A 13,609-nucleotide genomic window follows, 5' to 3' on the forward strand; every position below is an offset into this window, starting at 1 on the left:
GTTTTCATCATCAGCGTCGATCGAGCCAGCCCAAAAATCGGCTGCGGACACTGTCGAAATGGGTTTGCATGGCGGCGCAGGCACGCTCGGCATCCTGCGCCTCGATCGCGTCGATAACGGCGAGATGCTCACGGGCCTGCTGGTCGAAGCGATCATGGGTGCGGGTGATCGTGCAGCGCCGGGCAATGCCGCGCATTTCCGTGATCATGGCCGGCAGCAGGCTCAGACCCGCAGCTTCCGCGACGGCCAGATGAAAGACGTCGTCATCGAGCCAGAACTGATCGAAGGCGACGTCACCTCCCTGCGCATAGGCGCGCATCGTCTCGCGGGACCGCTCAAGTGCCGGCGTCATGGGTCGCCCGGCCGCCCTGGCCGCGGCAGCGCCCTCGAGCAGACGCCGTATCTGGACGATTTCAAGCAGTTGCTCCACCGTGACGGGTCGCACCATCAACGCGCCGTTGGTGAGCCGCGAAATGACGCCTTCCTTTTCCAATCGGGAGATGGCCGCGCGCAACGGCGTGCGCGAAATGCCGGATTCCTGGGCAAGGGCTCTTTCAGTCAGGACATCGCCTGCAGGGAGGGTGCCGGAAAGGATACGTTGCTTGACGTCGCGATAGGCCTGCTGGGCCAATGTTTCCTTTTCGCTCATAGGCTCTCCTGGCCGTTCTTCGTCCATGCCGCATGCAGCACCCGAACGGCGATGGCAAGATCGGCGGGATCCATGCCTTCGGCGGGATTATGGCTGCCATTCCAGTTGCGCAGGAAGACCATGACCGACTCCCAGCCCGCCTGGGCGAAGGCAGCGGCGTCATGGCCGCCGCCGGACAGCATCCTGCGCGGCGAAAAGCCAAGCCGGCGCGCGGCTTCGTGGATCTCATCGCCAAGTTGCGCCGAAAGCCGCGTCGGCTGGCTGCGTGATTGGACGCCAAGCTCGAAGGAAACGCTTCGCGCTTGCTCGATCAACGCAATGTCAGCCTTCACCAGCCGATCCATCCGCTCCAGAACGGCTGGGTCGTCGCTGCGCAGGTCGAGGCAGAAATCGAGCCGGCCAGGCACCTTGGCAAAGGCATGTTCGGAACTGGCCGCATCGACACGGCCGACCGTCACGGCAAGATCGTGCTTTTCTTCGAGGATTGCGCCCCATCTTCGATCCATGGCGACCACCAGATCCGCGAGGGCAAAAACGGCGTCGGAACGCGCGGCGCGCGGTGCGCCACCGGAATGAGCCCAAACACCATTGATGCGGGCGTCGCGATAGCGCAATCCGCCACGCACGCCATTGACGATGGCGAAGGCCTCGCCGGCCTCATCGAGAACGGGCCCTTGCTCGATATGCAGCTCCACGAAGCGGGCGGGCGCAAGCCCCGGCCCGGAGACAACAGCCTCCGGATCGCCGCCCTCCTCGCGCATGTGATCGGCCAACGTCCGGCCGGTATCGAACCTGACCGCCTTCATGTCTTCCGCGGAAAGCCGCGCGAGTGCCGCACGCGAGCCGATATAGGAAACCGGGAACCAGACGCTCTCTTCCGCCCGCGTCACGGTCACCACCAGATCGACGGGCGGTGGCGAGCCGCTATCGACGAAGGCAGCGGCTAGAGCCATGGCGCCGGCAACGCCTGCCGGCCCGTCATAGGCGCCGCCCATCGGCACAGTGTCGAGATGCGAGCCGATATAGAGGGGAGCGGCCGTGCGGTCCCTGCCCGGCAGCCGGGCGAACAGATTGCCCGCAGCATCCCGCGTCACCTTCAGGCCGAGAGCTTCCGCCTCCTCGGCGATGACATGATGGGCAGCGGTTTCCAGCGCACTGTAGGATGGTCGCGTATAGCCTGGCCCCGGCGCCGAAATGGCGTTGATGCGATGGAGCAGCCGATCGATGGTATCGTCAATAATGCGGCTCATGCGTGGCTCCATACGGGATCGTTGAGCGCCGTCACCGGCCGTTCACCGGAAAGGGCCATGAGCACATTGCGAGCTGCGCCGATGGCCACGCGACGCAGGGCCTCAAGCGTTGCACCACCGAGATGCGGCGTAAAGATCACCCGGTTCGACTGGCCGAGTGGCCCGGATACCGCTTCGTGGGAATAGACATCAAGTCCAGCACCGGCGACCCGTCCGGAAGCGATGGCCTCGGCAAGGGCGGCTTCATCCACCAGGCCTGCCCGTGCGGTATTGACGAGAATGGCCCCAGGCTTGATATGCGAAAGCGCTCCTGCATCGATCAGCCCGCGCGTCTCCGGCCGTAGTGGCGTGTGCAGAGAGACCAGATCCGCCCGCGCCAGGCCATCCTCGAGGCTTTCCACCCGTTCGAAGCCCTCCACCTTGGCCGCCCGAGGCGAATAGACCAGAACGCGCGCATCAAACGCCGCCTTCAGCATGTGGCCGAGCCCCGCGCCGGTTGCGCCCCAGCCGACGATTAGAGCCGTCTTGCCGGACAATTCCGTGAAGGTCTCCATCTCGCGAAAACCCCTTATGCCGGCCCGTTCACTCCGGTCCGCCGCCGGGATACGCCGCGCGACCGCCAGCGCAAGACCCAGAGCAAGCTCCGACACCGAACGCGCATTGGCACCGGGCGTATTGCAGACAAGTACGCCGCGTTCGCTTGCCGCTTCCTTGTCGACCGCATCGTGACCGGCACCGTGCACGACGATGACGCGCAACGCATCGGCAGCGTCGATCGCGGCTGCGGAAAGGCCGGCATCCCTGGTGATCACCGCTTCGCAGCCGGGGATCATGCGGGCAACCGTTGCCATATCCGCAGAAGGACACATGACCGGTTCGATGCCCGCCTGCCTGAGCAAAACAATGCCGTCGGCATGAACCGGTTGAACAATCAGACATCTCATCGATCGGATCCTTCGTCGGACGATTTCAAACGCGCCAAAATCGCGTCGCGCGCGTTGGCAACATGCATGGCCATCAGCCGGCCTGCCGTTTCACCGTCGCCGGCTTTTAGCGCGGCGATAATCTCGAGGTGTTCGGCGCACCCCTTGAGAAAGCGCTCCGGAACCTGCGTGTGGTCGAACATGCAGGTGCGACGGCGGAGATCGTCGATGGTGGCGACGATCATGCTGCTGCCCGTTGCCGCGGCCAGCATGCGATGAAAGTCGTCGTCGACACGACGCTGTTCATCCTCTTCCCCAGGTCCCTCCAGTTGCAGACGGCGGACACGCGCCTCCATCTCGTCCAGCTGACGGGCCGGAAGCCCCGTTGCGGCACTAGCAGAATGGGCCTCCAGCGTCTGGCGCAGGAAGAATATTTCCTCCACCTCCTCGCCGGAAAGCTGCCGCACCTTAAGGAAGCGTCCCTCCTGAATAGCCAGCCCCTCCGCTTCGATGCGCTTGATCGCCTCGCGAACGGGTGTGCGCGACATATCCAGTGCTGAGCCCAGCTTGGCCTCCTGCAAGGCATCCCCCGGCATGAGCGCCCCCGACAGGATCATCTCGATGATCTTGGTGTAGGCCTGCTTGGCAAGCGGTTGTGTCATTGCGCTACCTCTTCTGCGACGCTTCGCGGCGTGATCTTTTGGGAGAAATCCGCAATCACATCCCGCAGGGCTTGCCGCTCTGCGATCAGCAATGCCTCTGCCGCAGCTTGGGAAATCAAGCGAAAGCGGATCGCCATGCCGCTTGGGGTCTGCGCCAACCGCGGCACATCGACGGAGGCGACAGTTGCTATTTTCGGATAGCCGCCGGTCGTCTGGCGTTCGGCCATCAAAACGATCGGCTTGCCGGAGCCGGGAACCTGGATCGACCCGAGCGTGGTGCCGTCCGAGACGATATCGTTGCCTCTGCAGGCCGCTATCGCTGGCCCATCCAGCATTTGCGCCATGCGATCGCGACTGGCGGACACGACGAATGAACTCCCGAGGAAAATACGCCAGGCGGACGCGTCGAAATAATCATCCTGCGGCCCCGCCACGACATTGATGGGGCGATTGGATCGGCGCCACGGCTTTGTAAGCGCAAGATGCGGCATGGGATCGGGGCGGCCGATCGGCAAGAGATCGCCGGCCCGCAGGCAGCGCCCCTCATGGCCACCGAGGCCCGTGCGCAGATGCGTGGCGCGGGAACCCAAGATCAAGGGCGTGTCGATGCCGCCGGAAAACGCCAGATATCCCCATACCGCCGATCGCAGACCGCCGATGACGAGCGTAGATCCGGGAAAGAGATCGTGGCTCTCCCATGGGCGCACGGCGGAGCCGTCGATCCGGATATCCACATCGCCGCCAGTGACGGCAAAGCGAACCGGCTCGGTAACCTCGAACGTGCCGCCCGCGACGGCAAACTCAAGAGATGCCATATCCTGACGGTTGCCCACCAATGCGTTGGCGATGCGGAAGGATGGCGCATCCATCGGCCCAGAACCGGAGACGCCGGAATGCTGCAGCCCCTTGCGGCCGAGATCCTGAACCGTCACCATGGGTCCCGCTTGACGAATCCGCAAATCCATCATGCTACCTCTGGCTGCAGAACGGTCTGGCCGGCAGCGACCATCGCATCGAGACGTGCAGCCTCCGCCTCGCCGATCGGATGAAAGCGGATGCGATCTCCGGCCTTGAGAAGAAAAGGCGGCGTCCGATGAGGATCAAAAAGCCTGACCGGCGTACGGCCGATAAAACGCCAACCGCTCGGCCCGGGCACCGAATTGATGCTGGCCTGTTTGCCGCCTATGCCAATAGCACTCGCCTCGATCCGTTGGCGCGGCGTGGCCAGACGTGGCGTATGCAACGCATCCGGAAGGCCGCCGAGATAGGCGAAACCAGGCGCAAAACCGATCATATGAACGCGATACTCCGCACTGGCATGCAGATTGACGAGTTCCGTCGTGGTCATGTCTTTCATGCGCGCAAGCTCATCGAGATCAATCCCGACGGCGCCACCATAGACGACGGGTACGCTATAGCGGCACGAGGATGTATCTATCGCGGACAAAGCCCGCAGTCGCTTTTGCAGCACATCGGCAAGCGCTCCACCGCGGATAATAGCGGGATCGTATATGACGCTCAGCGAACGATAGGTCGGGGCCATTTCTTCGATACCCGCAACGGGACTGCGGCTCAGATCGTCGAAGAGCGCGATGATGCGCCTGTTGACCGCATCGTCGATATGATCGGCGAGCTCGACCGATAGCATGCTGTCGCCGCAAGCGCGAATGCGCGGGAACATTTCGGCCATAGCGCCGACACCTCTCCTTCCGTCGATCTGGCAAATCGGAAATAGAGCGCCGCTCGTCAAAACCGGTACGTTTCCATCTTCGCCTCACTTGCTATTTCAGTATACCAACTGTATGTCAACTGCAGCCGGATGATATGAACAAAGTTCGCGCAATGCAACAGAACGGTAAAGAAATATGCTGCCGTATCAGGCCCGAATCGTCGATTGGGAACAAGCTTCATGGCAATGATTGATTTGAACTGCGACATGGGAGAAGGCTTCGGCGCCTATACGATCGGCGACGACAAGGCCATGCTCGAACTGATCACAACAGCCAATATTGCCTGCGGCTTCCATGCCGGCGATCCGGTGGTGATGCGCGACACGATCCTTGCCGCCAAGGCTTCGGGCGTTGCAGTCGGCGCGCATCCCTCGTTCATGGATCTCTACGGCTTCGGCCGACGCCGCATCTCAGGCGAACGTCCCGAGGATATCGAAGCACAGCTGATCTACCAGATCGCGGCGATCCAGGGCATGGCAAGCGCGCTCGGCTGGCCGATCAGCCACATGAAGACACACGGCTCGCTCGGCAACATGGCAGCCGAGGATCCTGTCCTGGCGGACGTCTGCGTCCGCGCCATCAAGGCTGTCGATTCCTCCCTCACCTTTCTCACCCTTCCCTATTCGGAAACCATGAAGGCCGCCGAAAGGGCCGGCCTGAAAATCGCGTGCGAGGTCTATGCCGACCGGACCTATGACGACAACGGCATGCTGACATCCCGGCAGCGGGACGGCGCGGTCATTCATGATCTGCAAAAGAGCCTGGACCAGGTTTTATCCCTGGTTCGCGACGGAGAAATCCCAACCATCGGTGGCCACAAGCTGCCGGTCCAGGCGGCGAGCATCTGCGTCCATGGCGATACTCCCGGCGCCGTGGCAATGGCACGGTCGCTGCGCAACGCACTTGCCGCGGAAGGGGTGGAATTCGCCCCCTTCGCCCGCCCGCTCATTCCATAAAGGTGATGCCCGTGAACCGCACCGTCTATCTGAATGGCAGCTGGCTTCCTGAAGCCGATGCCAAGATCTCCATCTTCGACCGGGGATTTCTCTTCGCCGACGCAATCTACGAAGTCACGGCCGTGGTCGGTGGCAAGCTTGTCGACTATGCTGGCCATGCCGCCAGGCTGCAGCGCTCCCTGAAGGAGCTCGCAATCACCTGTCCCCTTAGTCCTGAAGCTCTTCTGGACGTGCATCGCGAGATCGTGGCCCGCAACGAGGTGACGGAAGGGCTGATCTACCTTCAGGTCTCCCGCGGCGCAGCCGACAGGGACTTTGCTTATCCCGCCCACGCAACCCCGACGCTGGTTCTGTTGACACAAACCAAAGCCGTGCTGGACAATCCGCGCGCAAAAACCGGAATTTCGGTTGCAACGATACCCGATCTGCGCTGGGGCCGGCGGGATATCAAAACCGTGCAACTTCTCTTCCCCTCCATGGCCAAGATGGAGGCGATGCGGCAGGGTGCGGACGACGCCTGGCTGGTCGAAGATGGGTTCATCACGGAGGGAAGTTCGGCCACGGCCCATATCGTCACCAAGGACGGTGTACTCGTCACGCGTGGTCTTTCAAATGCCATCCTTCACGGCATCACGCGCGCCAGCATCATCGATATTGCCCGCTCGGCCGGCATCGCGGTGGAAGAACGCGCGTTTACGCCCGATGAGGCGCTGGCCGCCGCCGAAGCCTTCATCACCTCCGCCACAAGTTTCGTGATGCCGGTCGTTCGCATCGACGGCAAAACGATCGGCACGGGCGTGCCTGGTCCAATTTCGAAGCAATTGCGCGAGCTTTATGTCGAATCCCGGCTTGCAGCCGCCATTTGACGAAGAAACCACCTATTGCTTCGATGGCATTGGGCGCTTGCATGCACCTCAGCTATCGAAGCGATGAGCCTCTTATCGATACCAACCGACCCGTTTCTTCAGTCGGTCTTCAGTTCCAGCCGAATGGTGTCGGCCTGCGGGAAATCGCTCCGGGCAGCACTTGTGCCTTAGAAGCTGGACGTGCCTTCATACCTATGCGCCGCCTGCAGTTTCCGCATGTCCGAGACGAGAACCGCCCGCACCGGGGCCTTGGTGTGTACCATCACCGATCGCACGCGCTCATTCACGTGACTTACCAGAATTGGAGCAGAAGATGCCGCTAATCACATCCGACACGCAAGGCGTTTTCGTCATCGCCGTCACGCCCTTCGAGGAGAATGGTACGATCGACCATGCCAGCATCGATCGCATGATCGACTTCTATTATGACAAGGGCGCCGATGGCCTGACGATTCTCGGCATGATGGGCGAAGCCCCGAAGCTGACGCAGAATGAAGCGATCGATGTCACCCGACGAGCGCTCCGCCGCTCTGAGGGCAAACCCGTCATCGTCGGCGTTTCCGCTCCTGGCCTTGCCGCCATCCGCGAATTGACCGAAGCAGTCATGGATATGGGCGCTGCCGGCGTGATGGTCGCACCGCCCTCATCGCTCAAGACCGACAATCAGATCGTGGCCTATTATCGAAACGTGGTCGAAACCATTGGTACCGATGTACCAATGGTGCTGCAGGATTTCCCGCTTTCGACGGGCGTACAAATGACCGCCGAAACGCTCAGGGCGATTTTCGAAGCACATCCGAGCATCGTCATGCTCAAGCACGAAGACTGGCCCGGCCTGCAGAAGATCACGGATCTGCGCGAAGGCGAAGCCAAGGGCTGCCGCCGTGTCTCGATTCTGTGCGGCAATGGCGGCATGTTCCTGACGGAAGAACTGCGGCGTGGCGCCGACGGTGCGATGACCGGCTTTGGCTACCCGGAAATGATGGTCGATTTTTGCCGTCTCAACGCAGAGGGAAAGCTGGAAGCGGCGCAAGACCTGTTCGATGCCTATTTGCCGCTGATGCGCTACGAACAGCAGCCGGGCCTGGGGCTTGCCGTCCGCAAATATGTGCTCGCCAGACGTGGCGCCATCGCCAGCGCTACCCAGCGCCGTCCCGCCGTCTCACTGAACGCGACGTCCGTTCAAGACGTGGAACGCCTGATTGCGCGCCAGCAACGCAAGCTCGAAGAACTGAACTGACGGATCTGCGGACGTCAGCTAAAAAATCCCGCCCTCCCGTTTGCCGTGCGGGGCCGTTGTCCGGCTTCGTCGGCGAGGTGGCCCGCCCCACACTGGAGTGCGCCCAAAATAACGCGACATCGCGGTCATACAGTTTTCAAGCTCGGCCCATTGACAGATGGCCAACCCGCGGCAATCATTCGTACACAAACGAAGGGCGATTAAGACCCTTGGGAACAGAGCCTATGACGATCTTGACAGAGCGCGGTAGCAACCGCTCGGCTTTTCATGGCGTCTTGTCATCCTTGGTGATTGGCGGGATTGTCGCACCATTCCGGGCGGCGGCGAGCCATTGCATTGCCGTCGTGACGAAAAGGGAGCTGCGGTGAAGACTCGTCCGATAGCTCTCGACGTCAATGGGCATCGCCACACGCTCGATCTGCCTCCCGAAACACCCCTTCTTTACATTTTACGAAACGATCTCGGTCTGAACGGACCGAAATTCGGATGCGGCCTTGGCGAATGCGGTGCCTGCGCGGTGCTGATCGACAAGCGAGCGGTGCGCGCCTGCACGATATCGGCCGCCGCCGCGGAAGGACGCGCCATTGTTACCCTCGAGGGTCTCGGCACCGCGGATCGATTGCACCCCGTGCAACAGGCCTTCATTGAAGAACAGGCCGCACAATGCGGCTATTGCCTGAACGGCATGATCATCGCAACGACAGCCCTGCTTCTGCGCGACACGCGGCCGGACGATGCCGCCGTCCGTGCAGCCCTCAGTCGCCATCTCTGTCGCTGCGGCACGCATGTCGAGATCCTTGCCGCCGTCCGTCGCGCCGGTGAGCTGATGGCCGCCCTTCCCTCCTCGACGATCGCGGAGAAGGCGTCATGACCGCACCGCAAGAAATACCCCGCGCCCGCTATCTCGAAGCGGACGAAATCCTGCTGGTGATCAGGCCTGGCGATGGAGGCGATCCCGAAATCTTCCTCGCCCTTCATCCCGATGGAACCGTCAGCGCCTTCAATGGTCACGTCGACCTTGGCACCGGCATCCGGACCGCCCTGGCGCAGATCGTCGCGGAAGAGCTTGACCTGCCTTTCGAACGGGTCCGGATGGTACTCGGCAGCACGACGGCCGCGCCCGATCAAGGTGCGACGATCGCCAGCGAAACCATTCAGATAACGGCGATCCCACTGCGCCAGGCTGCGGCAACAGCGCGCCGCTGGCTTCTCGAGCAGGTGGCCCTTCGCTACGGCGTCATGCCGCAAACGCTTTCGGTCGAAGAAGGCGTCGTTCATCCGGAGGCACCGGCCAACTGGTCGATCGCCTTCGGCGAATTGATCGCCGGGCGCCACGAGCGGATCGCCATCGACACCTCGGCGCCGACAAAACCGGTGGAAAGCTATCGGATCGTTGGCAAGCCGCAGCCACGCAACGATATCGCCGCCAAGGCGACGGGGCAATGGACCTATGTCCATGATGTTCGTGTGCCGGACATGCTGCATGGCCGTGTGGTCCGACCGCCCTATGTCGGCTTCGACCACGGTCCGCATGTCGGCCACAGCCTGATCTCCGTCAACGAGGCCTCGATCGCCGACATTCCCGGCCTGGTCGGGGTGGTGACAATCGGCGATTTCGTCGGCGTCATCGCCACGCGCGAGGAAAACGCCGCCGAAGCGGCACGCCGGCTCGACGTCGTCTGGCGCGATCCCCCGCTCCTGCCCGATCTCAACAATCCGGAACAGGCGCTACGCGACAATCCGGCCACGAAACGCATTCTTGCCGATCAGGGCGATGTCGAACGTGCGCTCGACGGGGCTTCGCCGCGTTTCGACCGCAGCTACGTCTGGCCTTATCAGATGCATGGCTCCATCGGCCCGTCCTGCGCCGTGGCGGATTGGCGCCCGGAGCGGCTGATCGTCTGGTCAGGCACGCAAAACCCCTATCCGATGCGCCGCGATCTGGCGCTTCTCCTCGACATGCCGGAAGAGACCGTGCTCGTCGAGCGGCTGGAGGCGGCCGGCTGCTACGGGCGCAATTGCGCCGACGACGTGACGGCCGACGCCGCCCTTTTGTCGCGCGCCGTCGGGCGGCCGGTGCGCGTGCAGCTCACCCGCGAACAGGAGCATGGCTGGGAGCCGAAGGGGGCCGCACAGGTGATCGACGTGCGTGGCGGCCTCGACCTCGACGGTGGGCCGGCGGCCTATGATTTCGAGACGCGCTATCCGTCGAACCTGTCGCCGACGCTTGCCCTGATCCTGACCGGCAAGGCCTCGAATGTGGCGACGGTGGCGGAGATGGGCGACCGCACGGCCATCCCGCCCTATGCCTTCAGCAATATGCGCATCGCCGTGCAGGACATGCCGCCCATCGCGCGAGCCTCGTGGTTTCGTGGCGTCTCGGCCATGCCGAACAGCTTCGCGCATGAAAGCTATATCGACGAACTCGCTTTCGCGGCCAAGGTCGATCCGGTCGAATACCGGCTGCGCTACCTGAAGGACCCAAGGGCGGTCGATCTGGTCCATGCCGTCACCGAACGCGCCGGCTGGACGCCGCGCACCGCGCCGGGAACGATGGGCGGCGAAGGCGACCTGCTGTATGGCCGGGGTTTTGCCTACGCGCTCTATGTCCACGGCAAGTTCCCCGGAACGCCGGCCGCCTGGTCGGCTTGGGTTGCCGATGTCGCCGTCAACCGCAAGACTGGCGAGATCGCCGTCACGCGCGTGACGGTCGGCCAGGATTCCGGCATGATGATCAATCCGGATGGCGTGCGCCACCAGATCCACGGCAACGTCATCCAGTCCACCAGCCGCGTGCTGAAGGAGAAGGTGGATTTCTCGAGCACGGCCGTCGAAAGCGCCGAATGGGGCGGCTATCCCATCATCACCTTCCCGGAGGTGCCTGAGATCGATGTGCTGATGCTGTTGCGGCAGGACGAAGAGCCACGCGGCGCCGGCGAATCCGCCTCGGTGCCGTCAGCCGCTGCCATCGTCAATGCCGTCTTCGACGCCACCGGCATCCGGTTCCGCGAGCTGCCGCTGACACCGGAACGCGTGCTCGCCGCCCTTGGCGAGGCGCGTCCGGCGCTCGTTCCTCCGCCGCCGGGCAAGAAACCATGGTGGCGGCGAGGGTCGATGTTTGCAGGAGCGGGCGGTATCGTCGCCGGCGTGCTGGCCGGCGGCATTCTCGCCGCTTCGCCCTGGCGTGGCGCTTACCCCGAAATCACACAGCCGGACCCCGGCACCTACAGCGCCGCCACGATCGAACGCGGACGGCTCGCGGCGGCGATCGGCGCCTGCAATGCCTGTCATACCGGACCGGACGGGACACTCTTTGCCGGTGGCCGCGCCTTCGACACGCCGTTCGGCGTGGTCCATGCCACCAATATCACGCCGGATGCCGAAAACGGCATCGGCGCCTGGTCCTATCCGGCCTTCGAGCGGGCGATGCGCCAGGGCGTGCGCCGGGACGGCGCGCATCTCTACCCCATCCATCCCTACCCCTCCTTTGCCGGCGCCACCGATGCGGATCTGCAGGCGCTCTATGCCTTCCTGATGACACAGACACCTTCCGCCGCAAAGAACGCCGATAACGCCTTACGCTTTCCCTTCAACATCCGGCCATTGCTGGCCGGTTGGAACATGCTCTTTACGGGCGGGTCGAGGGTACCGACGGATGCTGCGAAGAGCGAGACATGGAACCGCGGCGCCTATCTCGTGGAAACGCTCGGCCATTGCGGTGCGTGTCATACGCCGCGCAATGCGCTCGGTGCGGAACGGAAAGGCGAGCTCCATCTTGCGGGCGGCGTGGCGGAGGGTTGGGATGCACCGGCACTGAACGGCACCGGTCTTGCCCCCATCGGCTGGAGCCAGAGCGCTCTCTACGACTATCTGCGCACCGGCACCGCCAAGGGCCACGGCAGTGCCGGCGGCCCGATGGGCGTGGTCGTCAAGGCGCTCGCTCCCCTTCCGGATAGCGATATCCAGGCCATCGCGACCTATCTCGCAAGCTTCTCCGGTCAAACCGAAGAAAATGCGGCCGCGCAGGAAACAACCGCACTCGTCAACACGAAAGCGGCAGAGGCGACGGCGGCACGGATCGCGCCGGTGGGAGCAAGGCTGTTCGAGGGTGCCTGTTCAGCCTGTCATACCGAGACCTCACCCCTCGGATCGCTCACCTTCAACAGCAACCTGCACGCCGACAGGCCCGACAACATCCTGCTGACGATGATGCACGGCACGGAGGCGCCGGCGCTGCTTGCCCAGAAAGCAGGGGCCGAGGCCGCTGAGATCATGTCCATGCCAGCTTATGGCGAAAGCTTGAGCGATCGCCAGCTCATCGAGCTCGCCGCCTATCTGCGCGCCCGGTTTGCGCCCGACAAGCCTGCCTGGCAGGATATTGACAAAGCGGTCGAGCGCGTCCGCACCGCTCAGCCGATGGACTAAGTTCCGCACGAATTTCGAACTGTAATCGAACCGGTCGAGGCGTTTACCCGACGAAGGCGCGCTCGATGACGAAGGTGGCCGGCGCATTGTTGGCGCCTTCGATGAGGCCGAAGGATTCCAGAACGGCCTTGGTATCCTTCAGCATTGCCGCCGAACCGCAAATCATGCCGCGATCCTCGTCCGGATTGATACGCGGCAGACCCGTTTCCTCGAAAAACTTGCCGCTGGTCAAGAGGTCGGTGATCCGGCCCATGCGCGCAAAAGGCTCGCGCGTCGTCGTCGTATGAAGGCGAAGGCGATCGCCGACGAGTTCGCCGATCAGCGGATCGTCCTTCAGCGCTTCGACCATCTCCGTGATATAGGTGAGTTCGTCCACGTCGCGGCAGGTCTGGACAAGGACGATTTCCTCGAATTTTTCGTAGGTTTCCGGATCCCGGATCAGGCTTGCGAAAGGCGCGACGCCGGTGCCGGTCGACAGGAGATAGAGCCGCTTGCCCGGGATCAGTGCATCGAGCACCAGCGTGCCGGTCGGCTTCTTGCGCATCAGCACCGTGTCGCCGGGCACGATCTTCTGCAGGTGCTCCGTCAGTGGACCGCCGGGAACCTTGATGGAGTAGAATTCGATCTCCTCGTCCCAGAAGGGGCTGGCGATCGAATAGGCGCGGAAGACGGGCCGCTCGGCATTCGGCAGGCCGATCATGATGAACTCGCCGGAGCGGAAGCGGAATTCCGCCGGCCGGGTGATGCGGAACTTGAACAGCCGATCGGTGAAGTGCCGTACTTCGGTCACTGTCTCGACAAAGACATTTGCGGGTATCGGAAAGGCCGGCGCGGAGCCTGCCTGCTGCCCATCGATGATAACTGCATCTTCTGTTGACAAGCTCATCTGCCATCCCCTGCCTTGATCG

12 protein-coding genes are annotated in these 13,609 nt (G+C 63.0%); 5 read left to right on the plus strand and 7 right to left on the minus strand.

Annotation, left to right across the window (positions count from 1 at the left end; genetic code table 11):
• Positions 1 to 10 precede the first annotated feature (10 nt).
• The 6 genes from FHX11_RS14345 to pxpB are packed head-to-tail and all read right to left on the minus strand — an operon-like array spanning position 11 to position 5,174.
• Entirely contained in the window at positions 11 to 649 is a 639-nt protein-coding gene (locus FHX11_RS14345; protein ID WP_184358318.1) for a GntR family transcriptional regulator, read from the minus strand.
• Positions 646 to 1,899, minus strand: coding sequence for a Zn-dependent hydrolase (locus FHX11_RS14350; RefSeq protein WP_184358319.1), 1,254 nt, complete (start codon positions 1,897 to 1,899; stop codon positions 646 to 648). Before FHX11_RS14350 ends, FHX11_RS14345 begins: the two co-directional genes overlap by 4 nt.
• The gene (locus FHX11_RS14355) at positions 1,896 to 2,843 is read right to left on the minus strand and encodes an NAD(P)-dependent oxidoreductase (protein WP_184358320.1); all 948 of its coding nucleotides are present in this window, start codon (positions 2,841 to 2,843) and stop codon (positions 1,896 to 1,898) included. Before FHX11_RS14355 ends, FHX11_RS14350 begins: the two co-directional genes overlap by 4 nt.
• Entirely contained in the window at positions 2,840 to 3,484 is a 645-nt protein-coding gene (locus FHX11_RS14360) for a GntR family transcriptional regulator (protein ID WP_184358321.1), read from the minus strand. The genes FHX11_RS14355 and FHX11_RS14360 overlap by 4 nt, the downstream gene beginning before the upstream one ends.
• Positions 3,481 to 4,452: a biotin-dependent carboxyltransferase family protein gene (locus tag FHX11_RS14365; protein ID WP_184358322.1), complete on the minus strand. Its 972-nt coding sequence runs from the start codon at positions 4,450 to 4,452 to the stop codon at positions 3,481 to 3,483. The genes FHX11_RS14360 and FHX11_RS14365 overlap by 4 nt, the downstream gene beginning before the upstream one ends.
• On the minus strand, positions 4,449 to 5,174 hold the full coding sequence (gene pxpB, locus FHX11_RS14370; protein ID WP_184358323.1) for a 5-oxoprolinase subunit PxpB: 726 nt from the start codon (positions 5,172 to 5,174) through the stop codon (positions 4,449 to 4,451). Before pxpB ends, FHX11_RS14365 begins: the two co-directional genes overlap by 4 nt.
• A gap of 219 nt (positions 5,175 to 5,393) precedes the next feature.
• On the opposite strand from pxpB, the gene FHX11_RS14375 reads away from it, so the two are divergent.
• From FHX11_RS14375 to FHX11_RS14395, 5 genes are all read left to right on the plus strand, one after another.
• Complete coding sequence (locus tag FHX11_RS14375; protein WP_184358324.1) at positions 5,394 to 6,170, plus strand: 5-oxoprolinase subunit PxpA; 777 nt, start codon at positions 5,394 to 5,396, stop codon at positions 6,168 to 6,170.
• A gap of 5 nt (positions 6,171 to 6,175) precedes the next feature.
• Positions 6,176 to 7,036: a D-amino-acid transaminase gene (locus FHX11_RS14380; protein WP_210292454.1), complete on the plus strand. Its 861-nt coding sequence runs from the start codon at positions 6,176 to 6,178 to the stop codon at positions 7,034 to 7,036.
• A gap of 313 nt (positions 7,037 to 7,349) precedes the next feature.
• Positions 7,350 to 8,276 (plus strand): dihydrodipicolinate synthase family protein, encoded by a 927-nt coding sequence (locus FHX11_RS14385; protein ID WP_184358326.1) that lies wholly within the window; start codon positions 7,350 to 7,352, stop codon positions 8,274 to 8,276.
• Positions 8,277 to 8,640: 364 nt separating this feature from the next.
• Positions 8,641 to 9,147 (plus strand): (2Fe-2S)-binding protein, encoded by a 507-nt coding sequence (locus FHX11_RS14390; RefSeq protein ID WP_184358327.1) that lies wholly within the window; start codon positions 8,641 to 8,643, stop codon positions 9,145 to 9,147.
• Positions 9,144 to 12,701, plus strand: coding sequence for a molybdopterin cofactor-binding domain-containing protein (locus tag FHX11_RS14395; RefSeq protein WP_184358328.1), 3,558 nt, complete (start codon positions 9,144 to 9,146; stop codon positions 12,699 to 12,701). Before FHX11_RS14390 ends, FHX11_RS14395 begins: the two co-directional genes overlap by 4 nt.
• 43 nt (positions 12,702 to 12,744) lie before the next feature.
• Here FHX11_RS14395 and FHX11_RS14400 read toward each other — a convergent pair whose 3' ends face one another.
• On the minus strand, positions 12,745 to 13,587 hold the full coding sequence (locus tag FHX11_RS14400; protein WP_246781005.1) for a ferredoxin--NADP reductase: 843 nt from the start codon (positions 13,585 to 13,587) through the stop codon (positions 12,745 to 12,747).
• Between the last annotated feature and the right edge of the window lie 22 nt (positions 13,588 to 13,609).

This window comes from Rhizobium sp. BK602 (assembly GCF_014195095.1).
GTDB lineage: Bacteria > Pseudomonadota > Alphaproteobacteria > Rhizobiales > Rhizobiaceae > Rhizobium.

Coding starts and splice junctions, on each gene's coding strand:
- FHX11_RS14345 (WP_184358318.1), bottom strand. CDS start 649: ATGAGCGAAAAGGAAACATTGGCCCAGCAGGCCTATCGCGACGTCAAG.
- FHX11_RS14350 (WP_184358319.1), bottom strand. CDS start 1,899: ATGAGCCGCATTATTGACGATACCATCGATCGGCTGCTCCATCGCATC.
- FHX11_RS14355 (WP_184358320.1), bottom strand. CDS start 2,843: ATGAGATGTCTGATTGTTCAACCGGTTCATGCCGACGGCATTGTTTTG.
- FHX11_RS14360 (WP_184358321.1), bottom strand. CDS start 3,484: ATGACACAACCGCTTGCCAAGCAGGCCTACACCAAGATCATCGAGATG.
- FHX11_RS14365 (WP_184358322.1), bottom strand. CDS start 4,452: ATGATGGATTTGCGGATTCGTCAAGCGGGACCCATGGTGACGGTTCAG.
- pxpB (WP_184358323.1), bottom strand. CDS start 5,174: ATGGCCGAAATGTTCCCGCGCATTCGCGCTTGCGGCGACAGCATGCTA.
- FHX11_RS14375 (WP_184358324.1), top strand. CDS start 5,394: ATGGCAATGATTGATTTGAACTGCGACATGGGAGAAGGCTTCGGCGCC.
- FHX11_RS14380 (WP_210292454.1), top strand. CDS start 6,176: ATGCCCGTGAACCGCACCGTCTATCTGAATGGCAGCTGGCTTCCTGAA.
- FHX11_RS14385 (WP_184358326.1), top strand. CDS start 7,350: ATGCCGCTAATCACATCCGACACGCAAGGCGTTTTCGTCATCGCCGTC.
- FHX11_RS14395 (WP_184358328.1), top strand. CDS start 9,144: ATGACCGCACCGCAAGAAATACCCCGCGCCCGCTATCTCGAAGCGGAC.
- FHX11_RS14400 (WP_246781005.1), bottom strand. CDS start 13,587: ATGAGCTTGTCAACAGAAGATGCAGTTATCATCGATGGGCAGCAGGCA.